This window comes from Zarconia sp. (assembly GCF_057467645.1).
Genome location: NZ_JBRJXU010000128.1, coordinates 16,768 through 41,709 on the forward strand (window position 1 = coordinate 16,768; position 24,942 = coordinate 41,709).

General features: G+C 49.5%; 21 protein-coding genes. 10 read left to right on the forward strand and 11 right to left on the reverse strand.

Annotation, left to right across the window (positions count from 1 at the left end):
- Nucleotides 1-140 precede the first annotated feature (140 nt).
- A complete protein-coding gene (locus tag AC2215_RS19800) occupies nt 141-650 on the forward strand; it encodes an orange carotenoid protein N-terminal domain-containing protein (RefSeq protein WP_486811731.1) in 510 nt (169 codons plus the stop codon).
- Nucleotides 651-707: 57 nt separating this feature from the next.
- Nucleotides 708-1,121, forward strand: a complete 414-nt coding sequence (locus AC2215_RS19805; protein WP_486811732.1) for a nuclear transport factor 2 family protein — start codon at nt 708-710, stop codon at nt 1,119-1,121.
- Between the two features lie 247 nt (nt 1,122-1,368).
- Here the strand turns inward: AC2215_RS19805 and AC2215_RS19810 are convergent, their stop codons facing one another.
- The 5 genes from AC2215_RS19810 to AC2215_RS19830 form a co-directional block, all read right to left on the reverse strand.
- Nucleotides 1,369-1,803 carry a hypothetical protein gene (locus AC2215_RS19810; RefSeq protein ID WP_486811733.1) on the reverse strand — a complete coding sequence of 145 codons (435 nt, stop codon included), beginning with the start codon at nt 1,801-1,803 and terminating at the stop codon, nt 1,369-1,371.
- 155 nt (nt 1,804-1,958) lie between these two features.
- Complete coding sequence (locus AC2215_RS19815; RefSeq protein WP_486811734.1) at nt 1,959-2,489, reverse strand: cyclic nucleotide-binding domain-containing protein; 531 nt, start codon at nt 2,487-2,489, stop codon at nt 1,959-1,961.
- A gap of 275 nt (nt 2,490-2,764) precedes the next feature.
- The gene (locus AC2215_RS19820; protein ID WP_486811735.1) at nt 2,765-2,896 is read right to left on the reverse strand and encodes a hypothetical protein; all 132 of its coding nucleotides are present in this window, start codon (nt 2,894-2,896) and stop codon (nt 2,765-2,767) included.
- A gap of 328 nt (nt 2,897-3,224) precedes the next feature.
- Complete coding sequence (locus AC2215_RS19825) at nt 3,225-3,833, reverse strand: hypothetical protein (protein ID WP_486811736.1); 609 nt, start codon at nt 3,831-3,833, stop codon at nt 3,225-3,227.
- Between the two features lie 285 nt (nt 3,834-4,118).
- Nucleotides 4,119-5,546 carry an NADP-dependent isocitrate dehydrogenase gene (locus AC2215_RS19830; protein WP_486811737.1) on the reverse strand — a complete coding sequence of 476 codons (1,428 nt, stop codon included), beginning with the start codon at nt 5,544-5,546 and terminating at the stop codon, nt 4,119-4,121.
- 450 nt (nt 5,547-5,996) lie between these two features.
- On the opposite strand from AC2215_RS19830, the gene AC2215_RS19835 reads away from it, so the two are divergent.
- Entirely contained in the window at nt 5,997-6,704 is a 708-nt protein-coding gene (locus AC2215_RS19835; RefSeq protein WP_486811738.1) for a response regulator transcription factor, read from the forward strand.
- A gap of 212 nt (nt 6,705-6,916) precedes the next feature.
- On the opposite strand, the gene AC2215_RS19840 is transcribed toward AC2215_RS19835, so the two are convergent.
- Nucleotides 6,917-7,102: a hypothetical protein gene (locus AC2215_RS19840; RefSeq protein WP_486811739.1), complete on the reverse strand. Its 186-nt coding sequence runs from the start codon at nt 7,100-7,102 to the stop codon at nt 6,917-6,919.
- A gap of 222 nt (nt 7,103-7,324) precedes the next feature.
- Here AC2215_RS19840 and AC2215_RS19845 point away from each other — a divergent pair, with 222 nt between their 5' ends.
- The 5 genes from AC2215_RS19845 (at nt 7,325) to AC2215_RS19865 (ending at nt 13,525) form a co-directional block, all read left to right on the forward strand.
- Nucleotides 7,325-7,813: a GUN4 domain-containing protein gene (locus AC2215_RS19845; protein ID WP_486811740.1), complete on the forward strand. Its 489-nt coding sequence runs from the start codon at nt 7,325-7,327 to the stop codon at nt 7,811-7,813.
- 188 nt (nt 7,814-8,001) lie between these two features.
- Nucleotides 8,002-9,384: a GAF domain-containing sensor histidine kinase gene (locus tag AC2215_RS19850; protein ID WP_486811741.1), complete on the forward strand. Its 1,383-nt coding sequence runs from the start codon at nt 8,002-8,004 to the stop codon at nt 9,382-9,384.
- Between the two features lie 78 nt (nt 9,385-9,462).
- Nucleotides 9,463-10,911 carry an IctB family putative bicarbonate transporter gene (locus AC2215_RS19855; RefSeq protein ID WP_486811742.1) on the forward strand — a complete coding sequence of 483 codons (1,449 nt, stop codon included), beginning with the start codon at nt 9,463-9,465 and terminating at the stop codon, nt 10,909-10,911.
- Nucleotides 10,912-10,931: 20 nt separating this feature from the next.
- Nucleotides 10,932-12,305: an aldehyde dehydrogenase gene (locus AC2215_RS19860; RefSeq protein WP_486811743.1), complete on the forward strand. Its 1,374-nt coding sequence runs from the start codon at nt 10,932-10,934 to the stop codon at nt 12,303-12,305.
- 56 nt (nt 12,306-12,361) lie between these two features.
- Nucleotides 12,362-13,525, forward strand: coding sequence for a GUN4 domain-containing protein (locus tag AC2215_RS19865; RefSeq protein ID WP_486811744.1), 1,164 nt, complete (start codon nt 12,362-12,364; stop codon nt 13,523-13,525).
- A gap of 2 nt (nt 13,526-13,527) precedes the next feature.
- Here AC2215_RS19865 and AC2215_RS19870 read toward each other — a convergent pair whose 3' ends face one another.
- On the reverse strand, nt 13,528-15,708 hold the full coding sequence (locus AC2215_RS19870) for an SPFH domain-containing protein (protein ID WP_486811745.1): 2,181 nt from the start codon (nt 15,706-15,708) through the stop codon (nt 13,528-13,530).
- A 77-nt stretch (nt 15,709-15,785) separates the two neighbouring features.
- Entirely contained in the window at nt 15,786-16,898 is a 1,113-nt protein-coding gene (locus tag AC2215_RS19875) for a TIR domain-containing protein (RefSeq protein WP_486811746.1), read from the reverse strand.
- Between the two features lie 539 nt (nt 16,899-17,437).
- Between AC2215_RS19875 and gghA the strand changes: the two genes are divergently transcribed.
- Nucleotides 17,438-19,936: a glucosylglycerol hydrolase gene (gene gghA, locus AC2215_RS19880; protein WP_486811747.1), complete on the forward strand. Its 2,499-nt coding sequence runs from the start codon at nt 17,438-17,440 to the stop codon at nt 19,934-19,936.
- A gap of 535 nt (nt 19,937-20,471) precedes the next feature.
- On the opposite strand, the gene AC2215_RS19885 is transcribed toward gghA, so the two are convergent.
- Nucleotides 20,472-21,842: an O-antigen ligase family protein gene (locus AC2215_RS19885; RefSeq protein ID WP_486811748.1), complete on the reverse strand. Its 1,371-nt coding sequence runs from the start codon at nt 21,840-21,842 to the stop codon at nt 20,472-20,474.
- Nucleotides 21,843-22,249: 407 nt separating this feature from the next.
- Here AC2215_RS19885 and AC2215_RS19890 point away from each other — a divergent pair, with 407 nt between their 5' ends.
- The gene (locus AC2215_RS19890; protein WP_486811749.1) at nt 22,250-22,438 is read left to right on the forward strand and encodes a hypothetical protein; all 189 of its coding nucleotides are present in this window, start codon (nt 22,250-22,252) and stop codon (nt 22,436-22,438) included.
- A 96-nt stretch (nt 22,439-22,534) separates the two neighbouring features.
- Here the strand turns inward: AC2215_RS19890 and AC2215_RS19895 are convergent, their stop codons facing one another.
- Both AC2215_RS19895 and hemE read right to left on the reverse strand, forming a co-directional pair.
- Nucleotides 22,535-23,485, reverse strand: coding sequence for an NAD-dependent epimerase/dehydratase family protein (locus tag AC2215_RS19895; protein WP_486811750.1), 951 nt, complete (start codon nt 23,483-23,485; stop codon nt 22,535-22,537).
- Nucleotides 23,486-23,607: 122 nt separating this feature from the next.
- Nucleotides 23,608-24,669: a uroporphyrinogen decarboxylase gene (gene hemE, locus AC2215_RS19900; protein ID WP_486811751.1), complete on the reverse strand. Its 1,062-nt coding sequence runs from the start codon at nt 24,667-24,669 to the stop codon at nt 23,608-23,610.
- Between the last annotated feature and the right edge of the window lie 273 nt (nt 24,670-24,942).

Sequence of the window (24,942 nt, forward strand, 5' to 3'; positions counted from 1 at the left end):
AAGGCGAGCCTTAGGAACTCGGGGGAGAAGTACTTCACCAATGAATCTATTTTTCGATTTATAACTATAAATAAATTTTAATTGCGAAATTTTAACTTATGTAACAAAATATAAATAGACGAACAACAACGATAGTAACTATGAGTTACGCAACTACATCCGTCGCCACGCCGTCATTCCCGTACCTTGTTGGGCCATCCACAATCGTTTCTGGTGCGATCGCTCAATTCCAAACCCTAAGCACCACTGAAAAACTCGCGGTGCTGCGCTCTATCTATGCTCAAATCGCTCCCGCCACTCCAGAAGTTACCGGAACTGCCCGTTTTCACCTGGCTGGAGGCTTGCTCGCCACAGTTCTACAGATGACCCAAACAGAGCGGAAACAGACGCTGCACGCTCTCGTCGCAAAGGAGAATAACTCGTTCTGTCGTGCCTACGGCTTGCTCGGAACCCGCACCAAATTTGCAGTTTGGGATCAGCTCTGGAAGCAGGTGAATGGAGGTTCCTCTTGCGGAACGACCCGTCACCCTCTGCATTCCGAGACCCTCCAAACCCTCATCGATTCGATCGCCTTCAAGTTCGATCGCGAGCAGAAAATGAATTTTATTCGTCAGGTCGTTGCCGATACGGGTATCGATCCCCTTGCCTAGAGTCACGATCTGCAAATGCAGATCGATGGATGTTCAACCCACAATGGAGATTAAAAAATGCTGGCTGCGCGCACGAACCCATTCGATCGAATTCTAAATTTACGCGAACCGGTGGTGAAAGCTTATTTTGAGACGTTCAACTCGGGAAACTTCGATGCGGTTGCCCGGTTATTTGCCCGAGATGGTATGTTGCAGCCACCTTTTGAGGATGCCATTATCGGAGCGGAGGCGATCGCTGCTTATTTAAAAGCAGAAGCGGATGGCATTCGAGCCATACCGCATCAAGAAAGCCAAAAGCTTCAACGTGCTGCCCATCGTACGATGAAAGTGACCGGAGAAGTTCAAACGCCTCTATTTAGCGTCAATACCAGTTGGACGTTTACCCTCAGTCCCAACTCAGAAATTCTCAATGTCACCATCGAACTCTTGGCATCTCCCCAGGATTTATTCAACCTGCAACAGTTTCGCTAGGGAAGGATGAATCCGTAGCAGTCGTCATGTTCGCGAGGGACGGTGTTGCGAGCTGGGGGAGACTCGGGAGCTAGGGAAGCTCGGGGAGAGTACTTGTTTGAAATCGGACTGTCTGCGCCGGTGGTCGCGATTGCTATACTGTCGCTGGGTTCACAAGCTCGATGAAACTTAAATGGATCAGACCGAAAGGTCACCGAAGTGAGAGACTCTCACCATCGATCGCAACCAAGATATTTAAAATGGGTCTTTAAGCGGCAATGGCTTGCTGCCAAGCCTGTAGGAGTAGCTCCCGCCCCAACTCCAAATCTTTAGGGGCGCACTGCCAATCGGGATGAGCGGTCATCAACAAACTTTCGATGGTTTCTCGATCGAACAAGTGCCAGACGAGCGCTCCACTCACGTCGGTTTCGATGGCGTAGCAGTTGGCACTGATGCAGTGGATCGTAATGTTTTGCGCCGCTCGCTGAATTTCCATCGCGTCTCCAGCTTGCAGGTCTCGAAACTCAAGAATCGCTTGCTTGAATCCATCCATACTCTCAACGGTCAACCCCGGAACGATCGCGACATTCTTTCGATCGCCATTCACATAGACCCAGTAGTGGCGGGCCGGATCTATCCCTTTGAGCCAAACGCACTCATCGTCGAGTCTGTAACGGGGAGCGAGAGGAAAGAGGGGTTTCATAGGATATTAATCGCTTTTGTTAGACATAAAAGATTCTGATAGCTCTTAATATGTCAAGCTCTCCCTAATGAAGTCAATTATTCTTATTTAATCTTAACGAATAGAGATTTTAGTATTGAGTTTTGTTAAGAACGCCGTCGATCGATGACCTGGAGCTATCGGCTAAAGCCCTGCATCAGCCAAGTAAACTTCGCTTGGACTAACGCCAAATCGCGATCGGCATCGGGATAGGCTTCCATTTCTTCGGTTTGGGGATCTTCGACATCGAGTCCGTATCCCAAGCGCAGCACCGTTCCGCGAACCCGATCGGACAAGCAGCGAGAGATACCCCGATAGAATCGCGCGGCAAATCCCATATCCCGTTGCAGTTTGTACGTAAGCCGCAACCGGGGAATTTCGAGGACATCGGACTCTTCGATCGCTTTCACGGTCGCCAGAGGCAGGCGGGTATCGATAAAGGAAATTTCCCCGACCACCTCACCACTAGAGAGTCGAGCTAATTCTTTCTTTAATGACTCGATCGAAACGCTCAAACTCCCGTTCAAGACGATATAAAACGCATTAATTTGTTGACCTTCATAAATTAAGGTTTCATCTGGACTTAGCGTTCGCTTCTTACCTTCTTTAATCATCCAATCGAGATCGTCATTATTCAGTTCGCCTAGAATTAAAAACGCTTTTTTCATTGCGATTTTCGATTGATGGGGTTGATTTAAACTCATCTTTCCGGGCCGATCGCCTCCATAAAATAGCCAGAACTATCATAAGCCATCCATCAGGTTCGGCATCCTCTCCTCCCGACGGCATGACTGAAGCTCGGACGGGTGAGTATCGATCGCCCTTCCGGCGGGATCTCGTTACAAGTTCAACCTCGTTGGGCAGAGGGAGTGGAGAATGCCGGGTTGTATGGATAGCGTCAAGACACAAGCGCAAAAGGCTGTATTTGCCGATCGTACCAAATTCATTTCCAAGCGGCGATCGGTTTCCACACAGGGCGCATCTTTAACATCTCTCGATCGAGACAAATTGAGACCGTTTCGTCGAGGGGTCCGGTGCTGAAGGCGCACAGGGAAGAGGCGATCGCGGATTCCATCGATCGGTCTAGATCTCGATGGAGCCGGCAATCTCAAGACTTGTTGCGATTGACAAACTTTTATTTCTGTGGGGAGCATCAGATCGACACCCGCGAAGAAATAACGCCATGTGCAACTTAATTCTCCAAAATCCTCTCCCACGGGGGGAAGGGGAAAGGGGAAAAGGGGGATCGGTCTACTCGCTCACCATCCAAACGAGCGCAAAAAGAGCGCACACCGCGTAAATAGGTATTTTCTTAACCTTTCACCAATGCCCATTCCCGATGCCCCATTCTCCATTCTGCGAAAATCTGTTACGAAAAGGGTGCGAACTGCGATCGCCTTCGATTATCGATCGACCTGCTCCACGGAGGTGAGAAACTGCTCCAATGGAGAAACTTCAAAAAAGATAATAATCGTTCCCGAGGCTTGCAGTTGTTGAATTTGAAACTGTGCCTGTCCGAAAATCGCCGCGCTCTCGAGGGGGCGATTGCGAGCGGCGAGTAACTGTTTGACGGTACCTTCGCGAAACTTAGGAGCCATGTAGGTAATGCCGCGATCGGTCACATTGGCAATCGAGCCCATCAAACCGTTAAAGAAAATATTACCCACTTCCGAGAGGGTTTGAGTCCGAATCCCATCGAGATCGAGCTGGCGACGCTGTCGGTCGGCGATCGCATCCACCAAAACCGTTGCCGTCTCTTCGGGAAACAACAATTGAGCCACACCGTCGAAATCGCCGCTGTAGGCCAGTTCCATCGCCCCGGCGCGACCCACCCCCACGCAGGAGAGGAGCTTCACTTGTAGTTGCCCAGAGGAGAGAATCTCAACCGGAGACATCCGAGATTGAATCGGCAACTCCGTCAGATAATTCAACATCGTATTCGCGCGACTCACCCCGGCATCGAAAAGTGCTTGCACCAAGGCGAGTTGCTTGGAAGTGGGATTCGGACTCATCTTTCTTATTGTGAGTGAGTTGGAAATACTGTCGGTTGAGATATTGCGATCGGTCATCGGCCAGCAGCCGTTAGCCAAAACCTCTCGATCTCTGACTTGTCCCTCGATTCGGATGTGCGCGCCCGATTTTCAGCGTGGAATACGCGAAGAAACTCGATGGCACTGTTCCTCAATTGACCCCGATGCCGGTTGAGGGGCCGAGATCGATCGTCGCGGACATCGATATTGTAATCGATGGTTGGCGAGCGTCCCGGCACCACTCCAACAAGGGCGCTTAATCGCCGCTTAATCCCCAAAATGTCGGATAATCGCCTCGGCAAATTCCGAACAGCGCAGGGGCGGTTCCACCGGAGGAGACATCAAGCGAGCCAAATCGTAGGTGACCTCGCGATTGGAAATCGCCGCTGCCAAACCGTTTTTAATCAAATCGGCAGCTTCTTGCCAGCCCATATATTCGAGCATCATCACGCTCGATAAAATCACCGAACCGGGGTTGATCCGATCCAAACCCGCATGTTTGGGGGCCGTGCCGTGGGTGGCTTCAAAGATGGCGCATTCATCGCCGATATTCGCCCCCGGTCCCATGCCCAAACCCCCGACAATGGCGGCGGCCGCATCGGAGAGGTAATCTCCGTTGAGGTTCATTGTCGCCAAAATCGAGTATTCTCCCGGACGAGTTTGAATTTGCTGAAAAATGCTATCGGCGATGCGATCGTTGACCATCACCATCTCTTTCCAGCGACCGTTCCCGTGAGTGTCCCAAATCCCATCGAGGGTGGCAGCGACTTCGAGGCAAATCGCCTCTTGTTTATCCGGGGTCATCCCATCGTATCCCGGCTCGATTTTACGGGCGTTCTCTTCGAGGGTGATGTCCGGGTTGGTCTCCCGATTTCCCAGAATCCAGGACTCCCGTTCGGTCACGCAGCAATCGCGAAACTCAGTCGTTGCCAGCTCGTAGCCCCAATTGCGAAATGCTCCTTCGGTGTATTTCATGATATTGCCCTTATGCACCAGGGTCACCTGCTGTTTTTCTTTGGGCAATCGCAGGGCATGCTTGATGGCACGACGCACCAGGCGCTGGGAACCGTTTTTGCTGATGGGCTTGATTCCAATCCCCGCATCGAGGGGAATTTGTTTCTTGCCGTGTTCGGGGGTGGCGGGTATCAACTCGTCATTCAGGAGGTCGATGAGTCGAGAACCCACCTCGCTGCCTTGAGCCCACTCGATTCCCAAATAGATATCTTCGGTGTTTTCTCGATAGACGATGACATCGAGCTGTTCGGGATGGCGGTGGGGCGAAGGAGTGCCGGGGTAGTACTTACAGGGACGAACGCAGGCATAGAGATCGTTAATTTGTCGCAAGGCAACATTCAAAGATCGAATGCCCCCCCCGATGGGAGTCGTTAGAGGACCCTTGATCGCGATACCATATTCTTTAATGGCCTTAAGTGTATCTTCGGGCAGGTACTGATAGGTACCGTACTGTTGACAAGCCTCGTCTCCGGCGTAAATCTTAAACCAGCTAATTTTTCGTCGATCGCCGTAGGCCTCGCGTACGGCTGCATCTACTACTTTCTGGGTAGCTGGCCAAATATCTATCCCGGTACCATCTCCCCGAATAAAGGGCACGATCGGATCGTCGGGAACGATGGGTTCGCCATCTTTAAAAGTGACGCGATTTCCTGTCTTGGGAGGGGTCAGTTTCTCGTACATGGTTTTGGGTCAGTTCAATATGGAGTTTTAGCTCTCGATGGTGACTGTTTGGAAGGCTACCAGATTCCCGAGTCGATATGAAAGTCCCATGCTGCTTTTTCGTCTGGGGATGTTCTGACCCATCAGGCATCCGGGAGTAAACTGTGGTATCGATCTCGATAGCAAAGGATTTCGTCCTGGTGCTCAGGCGAGACACGATCCGAACTTGTTCTTGCTTTGACCCGTGCCCTTGCGCGCACCATCGTCCCTCTTGGGAGGGAGATTCCGTTGGGGGAAATATAATATTCCCAATCGTCTCTCTAAAAAGTTGACAAGGCTCGACTCATCTGTGGGTCGAGCGAAGACGATCGCGTATCGCTGGGGCTAAAACAACTCTTGCATATTGTTTGCACATTCTGTTCACCGAGAATTCACGTCTATTCTGGCGGGAGCCTTCCGAGGGTTTTTAAGATGAAAAGGATTCTTATCGTTGATGACGATAGAACGTTCCGCATGACTTTAACGCGCTATCTGGGAAAAGAAGGATATAGCGTTGAAGCGGTTAATTCTGGCACGGATGCTTTAAGCGTCTTTGAAGACGAACCACCGGATTTGGTGGTATCGGATATTATGATGCCGGAAATGGATGGTTTCGAGTTTTGCCGCCGCTTGAGAGGAACTCAGTCCGGTCAGCTCGTGCCGTTTATCTTTTTATCGAGTTTGGGAGAACTCGACAATCGCATTGAAGGTCATTCCATCGGAGCGGACGACTATCTCATCAAACCTTTTGAACCCCGAGAACTCGTCGCCAAAATTGAAGCGCAATTGGAGCGATCTCGCCGCATTCACCAGGCAATTCTCCGTTTAGTGGAAGAACCGGCCAGTTCTAGGGAAAACTTCAACGATCCTCCCAGTGCGGCATCGCACGAACATCCCGAGCCGGTCAAAACCGCCGCTCCCAAGCCGGAATCGCTGCCCCTGACGCCAGCGGAAGTGCGAGTTTTTTGGGAAGTGATTCAGGGATTTACCAATAAGGAAATTGCCGATCGCCTGTTTGTTAGCCCCCGAACCGTTCAAACCCACCTCAGCCACATTCTCACGAAACTCAATCTTGCCAATCGCTCTCAATTGGTACGCTTTGCCTTTGAAAAAGGCTATCAGCGTCCGACGGAGGAGTAAGAGGTGAAGATGGGACAAGGGGACAAGGGGACAAGGGGAATATGGAGAATCGCCGATTTTTCGTTGTCAATTGTCCATTGTCAATTGTCCATTGTCAATTGTCAATTGTCCATTGTTGAGCTAGCCCACCAGAGCATCCACAAAGGCTAAAGACTTTGGGGAAGGTACTCGTTGTAGGATTAAATAGTGACAGCTCGGTACAAATGCTCAAGCTAGTTCGATCGGGAGATTCTCTGGGTGTCAAGGTGTTCTAGCCTCTCACCGAGAGCGTGCTCGATCGCCTTCAAGTCAATCGATTCGGTGCGGGTCATGTCCACCGATCGTCCCGGTGAGTGCCAATTGAAGATTGCCGATCCGATCGCGGTTTGAGTGGGAAACATTCCAGGGTTGTCACTCACCTCATCAAAGTCGTTCTCGTTCCATGCATATCTGGTTGACTTTGTCAATCATTTTGATGAGTGTCGTCTGAGCTGAGGGTTCGAGCAAACGGGGAACACAATCCTCGTCCATCTCCAAATTTCCACGTCCATTGAGGGCGATCGCCCTCGCGAGCCAGTCAGAGAACGTTTCTCGATCTGATGAATTGTCAAAAACCTAACCCCACCAAGGGCGATAACTTTATGACAGACTCAACTGCCACTAACCTCGTCTGGCCCCACTCAGAACCCAATCTTGACTATACTCCCCTACAACAAGCGCTCTGTGACGAGCGTTTTCAAGAAGCCGATCGACTCACCCAACAACTGTTGTGTCAGCTAGCCGGGGCCGCAGCAGTGGAGCGAAAATGGCTCTATTTTACCGAAGTGAATAATTTTCCCGTGGCGGATATGCAAACCATCGACCGGCTGTGGCGAGAGCAGACCCAAGACCGGTTTGGCTTTTCCGTACAGCGAAAAATCTGGCTGGGGAGTGGGAAAAATTGGGAAAAGTTGTGGGTCGAGCTAGGCTGGAAAAACGGGAAAAATTGGACGCGCTATCCCCAAGAATTTACCTGGGACTTGAGCGCGCCGAAGGGACACCTTCCCCTCTCCAATCAATTACGGGGGGTGCGAGTCATTGCCTCGATTTTCGATCATCCGGCGATTCAGAACTCGCCGAGTCGCGATTGAGGAGAATCCATCTAAAATATTGTTAATTCGCACGCCGCGTGAAACTCAATTCGGAACTTCCCCTTTTCCCCTTGACTGTTTTGGGGCCGATCGAGTTACACGGTCGAGTGCTCGCATTTAGACTCTGAATGCTCTGTAGATCGAGCCTTCCGAAGTCTTTACCCATTCCAATTTCGTCGCAGAACCTTATGAGCCAAACCGATCGAGAACAACAACGCTTACTTGCCTTAGCGGAGTCCGGCTTGCTCGAGACCGAGGATGTATCTGTGTTTGAAGAAGCCACTCAGGCGGTGGCGGAATTTTTAGAAATTCCCATCTGTATCCTCAGCGCGATCGATCGAGATTGGCAATGGATTAAAGCCGAAGTCGGCTGGTCCGATCTCGAACAAATCCAATCTCTGGCCACCGTTCGCCAAATTAAGCGTAGCGAGTGTTTCTGCTCCTACATCGTTGACAGCCAACAGGTTCTGAGCATTCGCGATACCACCACCCATCCCAACTTCGCCCATCGGTTGTTTGTGGGACATTACGGGATTCGGGCCTACATGGGGGTTCCCCTGATGACTGCCACGGGACATTGCCTCGGAACCCTGGCGGTGATGGACTTGGCACCTCGGGCATTTCGACCTAAAGAAATTGAGTTTGTCAAACTCGCCGCGCGCTGGACGATGGCGGAGTTAGAACGGGGGCAACCCCTCTCAGAGCTGTCACCCTCCCCCCGACCTCGCAAATCCGATCGCATACAGTCGGTGGAGGATTTATCAGAAAATGCCCTCTCCACAGACCAGCTGAAAATCGAACTGCTCGATCGCCTCATGCAAGAACTGCGCACGCCGCTGACATCGGTGATGGGGATGACGAGCGTTCTCAGTCGCGAAATTTACGGCCCCTTGCGGCAAAAGCAAAAAGAATATCTCAAAGTCATTCACGATAGCGGTCAATACCTGCTCTCCCTCGTGGAAGAAGTGCTGGCCCTGCGAGAACTCAACGGTACGGCTCCCCTATCGCTCACGTCGGTGGATGTGGAAATGCTCTGCCAGCAAGTCCTCAAAACCCTCGAACCCGTTGCCGAGCGGCGAGAGCAGCAAATTCACATTTCCGTCGAACCCGTTCATCGGATTTGGTTGCTCGATAAGAGTAAAGTCCAGCAATTGCTCTACCACCTCATCTATCGCGTCGTCCACGTGGCAGAGGCAGGGTGCGTGATTCGCGTTCACGTCTCCCGCAAAGTGGATAACTTGAATATCGTGGTTTGGGTGTCCCATCCCTGGCTGGGGGACAGTTTACCCGAAACCGAACTCGAAGCCTGCGGAATTGGCGTCTCCGAAGCGGTACGACCGAGCAGTCCCGAAGCCGTTTCCGAACCGATAGATTTGTCCGACCTCAGACAAGAAACCTCGGTTGTCAAAGTGCTCGATTACGTCGAACAGTGCAAGCTCGATCGCTCGAGCGATCGATTGGGCTTACTCCTGAGTTGTCAGTTGGCTCAAATGCACGGAGGCAATCTCTCGATTCAGGGTTCGGAACAATCGGGTTATCGCTACATCGTCACCCTGCCGGAGAAGCGCTAACAATTGACAAGTGACAATTGACAATTGACAATTAGGGCGACGTGGGATTTTCGCTCGTCCAGGTAGCGCTTGCATTCTATGACAAATCTTGTTTGGCAACAGATGACCTTAAGTGCCCTGCGACCTTCGAGGTGGCGGGGTTCGAGTTTTTTGTATCGCTTGTTGGGTGGTTCCCTGCGCAGTTGGCGACCGGGAAGCTGGTTGATGCTGTGGTCTGAACCCTTGGGCGCTTTGTTGGTGGCCCTTGTATTCGCCCTAGCGCCGTTTTGCTCGACCACCCTGGTGGGGGTGCTGATGATGGCCTGTGGAGCTTTTTGGTTGCTGGTGACGGTATCCGACGATAGCAACTGGGGATTTACGCCGATTCACGTGTTGGTGCTGTTGTACTGGGGCGTGATGACGGTGGCTACAGCACTGTCTCCGGTCAAAGCCGAGGCGTTTTCGGGATGGGTGAAACTGACCTTATTTTTGTTGCTGTTTGCCCTGTGTGCGAAGGTACTGCGATCGCCTCGGTGGCGATCGGGGGTGGTGACGATTTACCTGCACGCGGCCGTGGCGGTGAGTGTCTACGGGATGCGCCAGTGGTACTTCGGTGTTGATGCTTTGGCTACCTGGACCGATCCCACCTCGGAAATGGCCGGCGTTACGCGAGTCTACAGCTATTTGGGCAACCCCAACCTGCTCGCGGGGTACCTAATCCCAGCGGTGGTGTTTAGTATGGCGGCAATCTTTGCGTGGCGGGGGTGGTTGCCGAAAATCCTGGCAGTGGTGATGACGCTCGTGAATTCTGCCTGTTTAGTGGCGACCTTCAGCCGAGGGGGTTGGATCGGGTTGCTCGCGGCGGGATTCGTGATGGTCCTGCTGCTGGTGTATTGGTGGAGTGTCAAACTGCCTGCGAAGGTGAGACCTTTGGCGATGCCGGCAGTGTTGGGCGCGTCGGGATTGATGTTGCTGGTGGCGGTGCTGTTCGTGGAACCGGTACGGATGCGAGTGGCGAGTATGTTTGTCGGTCGAGAAGATAGTAGTAATAACTTCCGGTTGAATGTTTGGGCGGCCGTTTTGGATATGATTCGCGCTCGTCCGGTGTTGGGCATCGGACCGGGAAACGATGCGTTTCGAGAAATTTACGTACAGTTCGCCCGCGCTAAATATCAGGACGCTCTAGGGGCGTATTCTGTCTTTTTGGAGGTTTTAGTCGAAGCCGGGGCGATCGGGCTGGTGAGCTTCCTCTGGCTGCTACTGGTGATATTAAACCAAGGGTGGGTACAGCTCAACCGGCTGCGTTGGACGATGAGTCGGGAAGGATACTGGCTGATGGGGGCGATCGCCTCGATTTGCGGTTTGATGGCCCACGGCTTGGTGGATACGGTGTGGTATCGTCCCCCGGTACAGACGTTGTGGTGGTTGGCGGTGGCGATCGTCGCGAGTTATTTCAACCCATGGGATGAGGCTGGGTTCCCAGAAGAGTCTCCTTTTCCGCCGTTTTCTGAGTTTGAAGAAGCGGAGCAATTAACAATTAATAATTAATAATTAACAATTAATAAATCATGCAAACCCTTTCCCCCGTTGAAAATATCCTCGAAAAACAACGGCAGTTTTTTGCCACGGGAAAAACCAAAGAGATTGCTTTTCGCATCGAACAACTCGAACGCCTCAAACAGGCAATTCTCGATCGCCAACAAGCCATTTGCGATGCGGTGAATGCCGATTTGCGTCGCTCGGAATTTGAAGCCTATTTCGAGATTGCGGCGGTTTCGGAAGTGAAATATGCCCTCAAGCGTCTCAAATCATGGACGAAGCCGAAAAGAGTGGCAATGCCTCTCGACCAATTTCCGGCATCGGCGTGGATTTACCCGGAACCCTTGGGAGTTGTCCTAATTATCGGACCGTGGAATTATCCCTTTCAATTGTTGATTAATCCCCTTGTTGGGGCGATCGCCGCTGGAAATTGCGCTATCCTCAAACCGTCGGAACTTGCCGAGAATACCTCCCGCCTGGTGGCGGATTTGGTGAGGGATACATTCGATCCGGCGTTTGTGGCGGCGATCGAGGGTGGGGTGGAAACCTCGCAACAGTTACTCGCTCAAAAGTTCGATCGCATTTTCTTTACTGGCGGCACGAAAATCGGGCGAATTGTCATGGAAGCGGCGGCGAAAAATTTAACGCCGGTGACGTTGGAGTTGGGCGGAAAAAGCCCCTGTATTGTCGATGCCGATGTCGATCTCGATCTAGCGGCAAAACGGATTACTTGGGGTAAATTTATCAACGCCGGACAAACCTGTATTGCCCCGGATTATCTGTTAGTCGATCGCACGGTGAAATCGGAATTACTCGCGGGGATTAAAAAATATATCGGCGAGTTTTACGGTGATAATCCCGCTCAAAGTCCTGATTTTGCTCGGTTAATCAGTCAGCGGCATTTCGATCGAGTGGCGGAATTTGTCAACGATGGCAAAGTGGTTATCGGCGGCGAAACGAAACCTGAAGAACGCTATATTGCGCCGACGGTTTTAGATGAAATTACCTGGGACGATCCGGTAATGGAAGATGAAATTTTCGGACCGATTTTGCCGGTTTTAGACTATACGAATTTATCCGAGGCGATCGAGCAGATTAACCAACGTCCGAAACCTTTGGCACTGTATATTTTCTCCCGAGATAAGCAAAAACAGCAGCAGGTACTCGATCGCACCTCATCGGGAGGAGTTTGCGTCAACGATACGGTGATGCAAGTGGGCGTTCCCGAGTTGCCCTTCGGCGGCGTGGGGGATAGCGGCATCGGCAGCTATCACGGTAAATCAAGTTTCGATACTTTCTCCCACTACAAAAGCGTCCTCAAACGGGGGTTATGGTTGGATTTAGATTGGCGGTACGCGCCGTATAAGGGCAAGTTGGATTTGCTGAAAAAGTTTATTGGCTAGTTTATTGGCTAGGGGTGTGGAGAAAGCTCTGGGTTTTGGCAAGTTGGTGTAGTTCTGTGGCGCGTTGGCGATCTGCTAATAGTGATGACATTGAGTCAATACTTGAATTTGGAATGATGGAAATTTCATTAGATAGGGGTAAACAAGCTCTTGAACTATTCTTATCCTATGCCAAAAAAGATGAAGATTTAAGAAATGAAATTGCTAATCATCTTCATTCTTTAGAGCGAGAAAATTTGATTTCAATCTGGCATAAACAGCTGATCGATCCGGGTGAAAATAGAGTTGAAAAGCTGAAGAAAAAATTGAATTCTGCTGATATTATTCTTCTGCTCATTAGCTCCGATTATATCAGCTCAGATAGCTGTTGGAATGATGAAATGATTCCCGCCGTCAAACTTCATGATGCTGGAAAAACACTTGTTTTTCCCATCATTTTGAGAGATTGTGATTGGAGAATTTCTCCTTTAAACAAGCTTCAAGGATTGCCTAGAAATGAGAAATCAGTCACTTCCTCTTCTAGAGAAAATCGAGATCGAGTGTTCAATGGTATTGTCTGTGATATAAAAAGAGTCATTCAAAGTAAATTACATCCTCATTCAGAACAAAAAACTCAGGCTCAACCGAAATTTAATTCAAATAGAGAAAATTTGAGAGAGGAAAAGAATCAAGTATCTAAAGAGAGTACTTTAGATCGATTTACAAAAACTAAAAGTTTTGACGAAGAGAAATTTTTTTTTATCCAACCAACTCAGAATCTTAGCTTTGAGAAACTTTCATCTTTTTTAGAGCACCAGCAGTGGAGTCAAGCAGATGTTGAAACATATCAGAAACTTCTCTTATCAGTAGAGCGAATTGAAGAGAATTGGTTGCGAATTCAGGATATACAAAAAATTTCTTGCGAGGTTATACAGGAAATTGACACCCTTTGGAATTTCCATAGTAGAGGTAAATTCGGATTTACTTCGCAAAAAAATATTTGGTGCAAAACCAGTAAAGGTAAAACTGAAAGCGTTAAAGGTAATCTCTTTGAGGAATTTGAGAAGTCAGTTGGATGGATGAAAAATGATACTTCTGTAGTAGAGTATAAAGACTTTACTTTTAGCTTAGGGGCAAATCAAGGTCATCTACCGGCATTGGGTCGAGATCGACTGTTATATACTGAATGGAAGCCTGCTTTTTACAAATTTTTATCACATATATGCAGGTGTTTAACCTGAAATCAATTATCGTTTTTAAGTTCAGAAGATTGAGGAAATTCTTCATGCTGGACATTCAACCTATCAGATGTTTGTAAATCGTCTAGATTACTATCTATGTTTTCTTGTGCAGAGAAGTCATTCGAACTACCTTCACCATCAGGCTTTGCTTTGTCTGATGGTATGCTGATATCGTTTAATTCTTCAGTTTCGGTGTTGCGTGGTTGAAGAAAGCTACCGACTAGCCACTGTAGCAAAGCTGACCCATAGTTATCCTTACTGTCAAAAGATAGTTCTGGAACTAACCGCATCTTATTTTGGCTCATTGTTTCCACGATCTTAACTGCAGCATAATTTTCAGCACCAAATGCTTCAATTTTCTTGCTAAGGAGATCTACCTCTACTCCACCCTTTAGCATCTGAGACTCTGCCTCTAGTTCGGCAATTTTGAGACCTTCTTCTGCTTCAACTAGTTGTTGTTGAATCTCCGTTAGTTCTTTTAAACGGACCAGTTTTTGCCTTGCAATCTCAGCTTCTTGTTGAGCTTCAAAAGTCTCCTTTTGTTGCTCAGCAATTTTTCTTTCTGTCAAAGCTCTCTCTAAGTCAGGTGGCAAATCAATCTCATTCAGATAAGTACCTACCGCTTCAACGCCATATTCTCTAAGTCCTTCTCGTATCGCAATTACAGCTTCTCTTTGACGATCGCTACGTTCATCCAGAAATTCTAACGCTCCATACTGCTGAACCGAATTTCGAAAATGGTTTTCTACCATTGGCTTTAAAACTCTGGTTACAAGATTTTTTATTGACGTGTACTTAGGAGCTGTCGGAGAGCCAGAAATACCATCACTGGGATGACCGTCTATTCCAAATAGAGGCGACCCAATGCGAGATATCATTCTCGGTGCATTTTCTTCTGGTACTTTGATGACCTGAGTTATTTCAATATTAAAAGCAAAGCCATCCTTCGATCTCAAACTTAATGAATTCAAACTAGAATCATAATTTGATGGATTCTTACTCGTATCATTTTTCCAGTCTAAAGTAATTTCATGTGTAGGCACAATCTCAATGCTTACTACTTTAGTATTGATAGGGTGCTTACCGCTTCGCAAAGGTATTTTACAAGCACCTTTAAATCCAGAATCTACAAGATAATCTGAATTATATTCGGAGCCAACATGTGAAATAACAACACCAACACTTCCTGTAGGAATTTCAACGAGTGGAACTTTTTCTACCTCTGCAAACCAGGGATTTAAATCCCAATTTCCTGATGGTAAAATCTCCTGTTGTAATCCTCTAAAACCACCATTATTAATAAATTTTTGCGGATCTTGAAATTTGTTATGTCCTTCAATTATAGAGCCAGCAATCTCTCCTGATTGGATTGGAATTCCGTCGTGAGTTATAACAATTCCTACCTTGTCAGAAGCCACTGTACAATATCGGAGTAACTCTGGTTTCAAGCCATATTTATTTGCATTGTTTACTGTAATAATGGTAAATAGCTTAGTATTTATTCTATATGTTCCTGTCGTTAAAAATTTTAATTGCTGCCCCTTTTCTTCACCATTCTCTAAAAACGATCTAGCATCTTGAAAATCATCACAATCAACGACCTTTCCCAAGGCTTTTCCTGCTTCCATAGGTGCTCCATCTTGAGCAATAACTAAGGCAATTTCTCCCTGGGGAATAACAATAAAATCTTCTTTTAAAATAGTGTATTGCCATATAAAATAGTTACGATGCAGTCCAGGAGGCAGTAAATCCGCTTGAATACCAGGTTCGCCATTAAGAGCTATAATTCGATCGGGTGGTAATTTTTTTGAAAAATCTACTCCTCCTTTTTTGATCGCAATTCCAACTTGCTCTTCTTCTATTTTGACAAATCCTAAAAGAAGAAAATAAATACCCGATAATAATAGTCCGAGTATTAGTAGCACCAAAATCACTAGTGATAAACTTCCTGTTGAAATAGAAGATACTAGCTCGAGTTTATTATTTTTTGTCTCAGCCCACTCATCCACTAACTCTGAATCTAAAACAGAATTATATAAATTGAAGTTTTGAGAAAAACTCGAAGCCGCAGGCTTGCATATCTGAGTTACTTCTTGTTGTTGTGGTTGAGCTTCCGCCGAACAACTGCTAAAGAGTATGATAATTGGAATTATCAACAAACGAGATTCTGTGAAAATTTTCATAGCTACACCCAATATTGACAAATTGCGTAAGATAATAGGAGAATTAAGGACCGTTTCAGTAGCTAATCTAGCACGGGCTACTGTTTTGATAAAGAGTCCACAACTCGACGAATACCCCGTACCACATCGAGCAATGCTTCATCCAAGTTGTCCCAGGTTTTAACGGGTTTTGCATATTTGGGTAAAACCTGGAGTTTGCGAAAGGGCGTACCCTGCCAATCGCAAGGTTTCATAATCACCGGAATCACCCGCGCCGTCCCCTCTTCGTGACGTTCCATCGCCCGTTGCATTTCTTCATCGAAACAGTATTCCGAAGCAATAAAACGGGGGGTAATCAGCAGCAAAATCACCCCAGCCGATTCCAGATGCGCCTTAATTTCGGCATCCCATTCCTCCCCCGCCTCAATTTCCCGATCCTGCCAGGGCTTAATCTTGCCCTGTCGCTTCAAGTTGGCGAGGTGAATGTAGAGTTCGTCCTTTAAATCCTCATCCTTGTGGGAGTAGGAGATAAAAACTTCGATCGGTTCTGGATTCATCGGAGTTGCTGGCTGAGTTGCTGGCTGGGAGGCTGGCATTGGTAACGGGGAGGGTGCGGGGATGTCGGGTTGCGCGGTAGCGGGTTTCTTTAACAGTACCGGGGTCAGATGTTCCGGAATGCCCTCCATGCGAATGGCAACGCAGCCGCTTTTATAGGCAAACTCAATCGGATAACCCGACCCCAATGCATCGTAGAACCCCACGGCAAATTCGATCGCCGCTTTATCCCCGATCGCCTTTTTCATACCAATAACGTAGGGAATATGACGGGCGATCGCTTCGGCTTGCACTTGGGAATAGCAACCATTAAGCACCACGCATTCCAGGGGATTGGGAAATGCTTCCGGATCGGAAAACAACTCAAACAACGCCGCCAGCGCGTCCCCAGAAACCAGTTTGGCTTGACCCACCTCATCCTCAAATGCCAAACCCTCTTCCCCTGCCCCATGACCGGAAAAATGGACGATTTGCGGCGTTTCATCGAGCATCGATCGCTGAATATCGCGGGTGCGAACGGCAAGTTTTTGGATTAACTGGAATTGGTCTCTATGTTTGGCTCTTTGTAGTCCTTCGTCAATATCCCGTAACTCTTCGTCCAATCGTAAGGCTTTCGTATCTTTGGGATTGGCTGCTAGAATCAGAATCTTTCGCATGGGAAATGATGACCGTGCAGGGAGTTTTGGGAATTTAGCATTAATATAGCTTGCATTTGGCCCGATCGCCTTATCCCTACCTCACGGGGAATGATTTCTGACGATCGGGTAATTATCGGTCATATAGCGCTTCGTCATCAGTTTATTTACACGATTGAAGAAATAGGTTTTTTCTATTCCCCATTCCCTATTCCCCGTTCCCTATTCCCCATTCCCCATGACTGAAAATGTGTAACGATACCGGCGCTGCTATAACTGAAACGAAACATCAAGGGTCTTGCTCCCCCAGCCACGCCCGCTCAAATTCACCCAAATGTAAAAAACTTCAACTTGTCAGTAACTTGTCAGTTGACCCCTACCGGGTGAAAAGTCTCAAAGGCGAGCGTTCACTGAGGTTGAACCGCATTCTCACTTTGTTAGTTAACCCATAAAATTAACACTTTGTCAAGACGATCGGATATCCCTGGAAAATTTTCCCGGTTTAGGGGGTCTCAAATCGCCTAGAATTTTATACAGTCTTAATTTTCCAAAACTCCACTGTGACAGTCGAAACTCCAATCTCAACCATCCAACTCATTGAAGACGCAACCCAACAACTCGCCGATCGGGCGATTGCCATCGAACATTCCGATCTGAGCTACTTTGAAAAAGGCCAGCAACTCGCGGAGCTTCTCGGCGCCCACTACCGCTCCGACGGACTGACCGAACTCGGATTTTGGGTGCCCGAACTGATCGGTCAGGTGATGCGCAAACACGAGATTTACCTCGAAGTGCTCACCCCCCTCGATACCATCGACCCCCGTGCCGACAAGCAAACCGTCAAATTCCGGCGCGATCGCCTCAATTTGTATCAGGAAGGGGAGTTTCTCTGGGGAGTGGTTTCGGGCATGGAAGCCGGGAGTCGCGATCGTCTCGGCTCGTTTTACTGGATTCGCTACATCGACCAACAGGGCAAATTGCAAGCCATTCGCGATGTCGTTCCCTACTCTCTCCCCTACGGCGTTTTCGCCCCTGCCGAACTCTACGACATCGACAGCCTTCAGCGCAACCGGGCCGATCTCGACTACTTCGCCCGCACCAGCGCCGTAGAAATGCCCAAGATGTTCGTCAATCCGATGGTAGATTTTGAGACTACCGCGATTCCCCGCATCGGCGCGCCCCACAATATCTTACAACTTCACGTCGGTACTGCCACAGCCGAGGGAACTCTCGAAGGTTTGACTCGCCTGTACCAGCGCATTTCCGACAAACTCGCCGCAGGAGAACCCCTCACTCCCGCCGAAACCAACTACGTCGGCTACGATGCCGTTCAGCTACTACCCACGGAACCGACCATCGAGTTTCGCGACGAATACAGCCCCGAAAGCGAGTTTTTCGCCTTCGTCTCGGAAACCGAAGAGGTTCTCACCATCGAACTGACCAAACCCAATACCCAAGACTGGGGTTACGACGTTCCCATCCTCGGATCGAGTACCACCAATCCCGCCTTCTTGGGCAGTTTGCGCCCCGATGAAACCATCGATTTTATTGCCACCCTCCACAACTTCTCCCAAGGGCCGATTCAGATTATCTACGATTTGGTTTACGGTCACGCGGACAACCAATCGGAGTTGCTGCTGAATCGGGAATACCTCAAAGGGCCGAATATGTACGGTCAGGATTTGAACCACCAACTGCCCACTGTCCGGGCGATTTTCCTGGAAATGCAGCGGCGAAAAAATAATACCGGGGTGGATGGAATTCGCGTCGATGGCGGCCAGGACTTCCGCTTTTTCAACCCCCTCTCCGGATTTGTGGAATACGATGATTCCTACCTACTGGCAATGAGCGATGTGGTGCAGGAAATCGAAGGTCACAAACGGCTGCTGTTTACCATTTTCGAGGACGGTCGTCCCTGGCCTCAAGAGGGATGGGAGGAAACCTCCACCTATTTCGATCTGATCGACAAAATGCCCGAATCCTACCAGTGGGGACCGCTGATTTTCGCCCACAATACTCCTGCCCTCAAAGGCTATTGGGAACGGAAATGGCGGCGGGTGTTCGAGGTGATTCGTCGGGGGAGTAACTGGATTACCGGCTGCGCCAACCACGATACCGTCCGCCGGGGCAATCAAGTGGATCTCGACAAACCCATTAACTGGAATTTAGGGGAAACCCTACCGGAGGTGCTGCACAACGCCTACGACAATCCGGCGGTGACCCTGTGGGTGTACGGGTTCAGCCCCGGTTTGCCCATGGATTTTATTAACGCCACCAGCCACGCACCGTGGATGTTTTTCCGCAATACCGACGAACGCTACGGGGTGAAGGTGGTTGCCGAAGAGATGGGATTTTTGGACTGGCAAATGACCCCCCAAATGTATCAGGCGCCGCAGATGTTCTTGCAGATGAAGGCTCTGGGATTTGACCGGTTGGAGAAGTTGCGGGAGTTCGGCAAGATTTTACAGTACGCCACGATCGAATTAAACTGCGATTTGGCGGAACTGCCCGATGCCCTGAATGCTTGTGTGGGCGAAGATGCCGGGGCTTGCGAAATCGAACCCATCGTCCGCACGACCTCTGAGGAGATGGTGGCTTGGTTGAAAAGTTTGGACGTTCCCAAACTCAAGAAATTTGCGCTGATGTTCATGGAAGATTGCTACCATGCGTGCAACATCGGTCATTATCTCGAGGGGGTCGATCGAGTCCGGGCGGAGTTTAACTTGAGTTTGCGTCGCTTCCGGCAAGACCATTCCTGGCTGGCGCAAAACCTGATCGGGACCGATCGCTTCGATAAGAAAAGCGCAGGGGACAGTACGGTGTTCTACGGCATACGTACCAACCCCAATCACGGTTCCGAGGGGATTGCCATGGTGGCGCACATGGGAGGCGAACCGATGCGCGTTAAGCCCGGAGAATGGCTCGGATTGAACCTCAATCAGTGGCAGGTGGCGATCGCCTCTCCCGGATTGGACGAAGGTGAGAATTTAGCCAATTTGAACGATTTTGAGTTGCGCGATTCCCAGGGCATCTTGATGAAATTTGCCCCCAAGGGTTGAGGAGCCAGTTTTTCGCTCTAGTACTCCGCCACAATGATTTTGGTGGGTCATCAGAGAAGTTCCACTCGGCAGAGGGAACCCACCCCTAACCCCTCGACAGGAGGGGAAGCAATGCGAGTTAGCCCTCAAAATCAGTGTGGTGGAGTACTAGTCTGAATGTCAGGCTAACGGATGAAAAGCCATAGAATCTTATTGGGGTGGGTTCTATAGCTGTATTCAATGAGGTGAGGACAGTCCGACAGCATGAGCGTCTCTTTCTTGATTTGTCTCCCCCCTCTCCCTTGTCTCCCCCCTCTCCCCCGGCTCGCGGTCTCTTGTGTCCTAACCTGGATTATTCATGAGGGTTGACGGAAATTGCCCCAAGCTTTACCCAGCAAGCATATTGGCAACTTAGCTGAAAAACAGACTGTTTGCGTGAGATTCGCTCGAGTTCGGGATGACAGCGTTTGGTGAATCATCCAGGCTAACACGACTGCATATAGCTATACGACCCACCCTTCCATCTCCAAGAAGCGATCGTATTCCCGGATAATCGCTATACGGGAGGCTCGGTTTGAGTTTGAGACCCGCGCACCAAACCCCAAATTGCCGCGAGTAACAGCCACCCGAGCAAGTTAATCCGGGAGTCGAATAAGGTGACATCAACCAGGTGAAAGAGGGTCATTGCCCCAAAGGCAACGAGATAGCTAAATAACAGGAGGCGATCGGACTTGGAAGGGGTCGAGATTTCCGTGTCTTCTTCTGAGGTAATTTCCGGCAGCGAATGCCAACCCATCAACAGCCGAACGCCGCGAAACATTACCCAACCCACCAAGCCAAACAATAGCAGCGTCGCCGGAATCCCGGTTTCTGCCGACATCATCAAAGCCAAGTTGTGGGGGTGTCCCAACCACAATTGTTTTTGCGCTTCGTAGAGGGCGGTAAAACTGCGCAAACCCCAACCCGTCCAGGGTCGTTCTCGGGTCAGATTGCCGGCAAATTCCCACTGCGTCACCCGCATCAACGCCTCGGGTCGATCGGCATACAGGCGATCGCTCAATCGCATCCAAACCGAGGCGGGGACAAATGGCTGCAACCAGGATTGCAGGGGAGGGGGGGCAAAGGAAGCACCTAATATCACCCCCCCGTAGGCGGTGACACCCAGTACCAGCGATCGCCAACCCAGGTAAATGCCGTAAGCCAAACAACCCAACACCGTCACCCCCCAGGCATTGCGAGAGGAGGTGAGGGCAATGGCGATCGCGTGGGCGACAAGCAAACCGGTGAGGAACCGCCAGCGCAACCGCACCCCTCGGGCATAGCGCATCTCCTTTTGGGCTGGGGTTAGCTCTCGTAACTGCCTATGGGTTTCGATCCACAATCCCAGTGCCAAAAGAAAGACGATCGCGCTGTAGTTAGCCAGAACGTTCGCATAATCGAACACTGAAGCCATCCGTCCCGGCGGCGTACCGTTCGCATCGAGGGGCCAATTCACCACCATGCCCAAATCGATGGGCCCCGTCCATCCCGAGAACATCTGCCCGATGCCAATCAGGGCAACCGGTGCGGAGGCGATCGTCAGAATCCAGGCAACGCGCCGCAATCGATCGGGGGTTTCGAGTAGCAAACAAAGGGCGACAAATATGACGATAAACGGCCAAAAGTTAAACAAGCCCAAAAATGCCGATTCGGGATCGATCGCCGTACTGGCAGATAAAACGAGCAACCCCAGGAATAGCGCCAACCCTCGATTGAGACCAGAGCGAACGATATCCTTGAAGCGTTCCTTCCAAGTCCAAACCGTGGCAATGACAATCCCCACCCCACCCAAAGACGGACTCAGGGGTAAAAAGAGCAGTCCGATTTGGAGATAGTTCCAGGGTTTTTGGGAATAGGAAGGAGAATCTGATGTCGGTAATTGGGGCATGGAAGCTGGAAAAGCCGGTGTAATTCGCCCGCTCGATCGACTCAGGGACGATCGAGCGGGCGAATAGATCTATTTTGACACTCTCTCGCTCTGAAATCGGCAAGATTCTGAGGGATTGCGATTCTAGGCAACTCTTGGAAATCTCGTTCGTGTCAGATCTGGATAATTGACCGTAATATGCCAATGTCACAATCAGATCGATCGGGACTTTCCTCTATTGATATTTTATAAAAAAATCGCAATCCTTGAGAGATAGCAATTCTCGTCTCTTATGAGGTACACCCAAATTCTATTTCCCATTCCCCATTTCCTGTTCCCTGTTCCCTAAAACCAGAAACTCTGTACCTCATGAGGCGCAAGAACCGCTATTTTAGCTGATTTATTATGCTTTCAATGCTCAAATTATCATGAAAAGCATCAATCAAAGAATAATGCATAATTTAGGAATTGGTTTTGCGAACGAATCTAATCAACAGATTCTTATCGTTCTATCTAAATCAAATACTTTAAACTATTTTTATTTAATGCAGTTTGGAATTTTTCCAGAAAAAGCTCATGTGTTTAATATCAATTTTATAGAACGTTTAGAAAATTAAATCGATCCAATTGTTGAACTCATCTCAACTTTACAACTGAATTCTAGATTGGAAAACGAATGAGCTTTAGGTGACTGACAAACTTCAGTATGTCATTCACCCCCGAGGCACCCCACTTACGCGCAGCGCATCCGTCATCGTCTCGCAATAAGGCATTAATCCCAAGGTTTTGGGATTCACCGGATTGTCATAGGTAAAATGCCGATACTCCAAACAAAACCGATCCCAGGATGCCATCTGGATTCTAAAGGCAACGATGAAAAAATTGATGAGTTGGGGGAATAGGGGAATGCGCAAATAAATCGATTTGCGTAAATAGGCACAAACTTCTGCGATCGCCCGATCGACCGTATAAGCCTGATTTCCCAACACCCATTGCTGCGATTCGCCAGGGGGATGTTCCACCAGATAGCGCACCACTTCCGCAATATCTCGGCCGTGAATGAAGTGGAAACTGCCATCAGCTTTGAAAAACCGAATCAGATTTATCCATTTCACCACTTCCGGAATCCCAGAGGAAAGGTGAGAAGTGGGTTTGGTGTCATCGCCACCGAGAACTAACGTCGGATACAGAGTCGTGATGCGGGAATAAATCGGCAGGCGCGGCAGTTGTTTGACGCAATCGTACTTAGAACGAATATAGTCGGTTCCCAAACGCGCTGCTTCCGGCAGAAGTTGATTTTGCCGACCCAGCAAACTCGCCGTCGAAAAATAGATAACCTGCTCGCAGCGCGCCGGATCGAGATATTCGAGAACTTTGCAGGTTTTGGCAACGTTGATATCGAAGCATTCCGTCGCACCTCCCCAGGCCGCCGCCGCGAGAATCGCACAATCCATCGTTCCCAGAAAGTCTGCCATGCGATCGACTTCTCGCAAATCTCCCGGCAGAACGGTTACGCCCGATCGCACCTCAAAATCGAACATCAATTTATCCGGATCGCGCACGAGAAAAAATAACTCGTGTTGGGTATTCCGAATCAGCGTTTCGGCAATATAGTGACCGATACAGCCACTACCACCGGTAATGAAGATGCGTTTACGGGCCATATGAATTCGGAATTCGGAAATCGGAATTCGGAATTGAATGAGATGAGAAATGGGGGGACCGGAAATGTAAATTAAATGTTTAGTTTTTAACGTTTAATTTTGCATTCCGACCCCAACTTTCCTCAAACAGTTGTTAACAGCTGGTCGGCTTGCTTGGCGGTTTCAAAGAAGAACGCGGCATTTTCCTCGGGGGTGGTGGGGAGGATACCGTGACCGAGATTGAGGATGTGACCGCTATTTCCAGCTTTGCGAATCGTATCGAGGATGCGATCGCGAATAAAGGCCTTAGAACCGAACAGCACACCCGGATCGATATTCCCCTGAACTTTCATATCCGGTCCCAAACGCTTGCGGGCATCGGCCATATCCACCGACCAATCGACGCTGACGATATCGACACCGGATTGTCCCATCCGTTCGAGAACCCCTGCGCCACCGCTAACGAGGAGGATTAATGGGGTGTCGGGGTGGGTTTCTCTGACTTGCCGCACCACTTGCTGCTGGTAAGGTAGGGCAAAGGTATCGTAATCTTGGGGACTCAGTTGACCGGCCCAGGAATCGAACATCTGCACCACCTGCGCCCCGCAATCGATTTGATGGCGAACGTAAATGGCGATCGAATCGGCGAGTTTACTCAGCAGTTGATGTAACATCGTCGGTTCCGAAAACGCCATTCCTTTAATATTGGAATAGGTTTTCGAGCCTTTGCCTTCAATGGCGTAAGCCGCCAGAGTCCAGGGTGCGCCCACAAAGCCCAGCACCGCAGCACTATTACCCACTTCCTGTCGCAGGGCACCTAAAATCGTGCGGATAAACGGTAAAGATTCGTCGGGTTCGAGGGGACGTAACTCATCCACCTGTTTCTGAGTGCGGATGGGGGGATCGATAATCGGTCCCTTCCCTTCGGCAATATCCATATTGATGCCCATGCCGGGAAGGGGGGTAACGATATCGGAAAAGAGAATCACGCCGTCGGGTCCGAACGCTCTCCAGGGCTGGAGGGAAACTTCGATCGCCACTTCCGGGATTTCCGATCGCTCTCGAAAACTGGGATACTTCTCTCGCAAGTCTCGATAGGCCTTCATGTAGCGACCCGCCTGACGCATCATCCAGACAGGAGGTCGATCGAGCTTTTCGCCCCGTGCAGCCCTTAATAGATAGGGAACTTCGGTTGAACCCGCCATCAAACTTTACCTTTTTCTTTAATGGTTTTTTAATGCCATCGTTCAGCTTACCATAGCGTCCGACCCCCTTCGACGGGGCTGTTTCGTTTAGTTACACAAGGGGACAAGGGGACAAGGAGACAAGGGGACAAGGGGACAAGGGGACAAGGGGACAAGGGGACAAGGGGACAAGGGGACAAGGGGACAAGGAGACAAGGGAGATAAGGGGACAAGGGAGACAAGGAGACAAGGGGACAAGGGGACAAGGGGACAAGGGGACAAGGGGACAAGGGG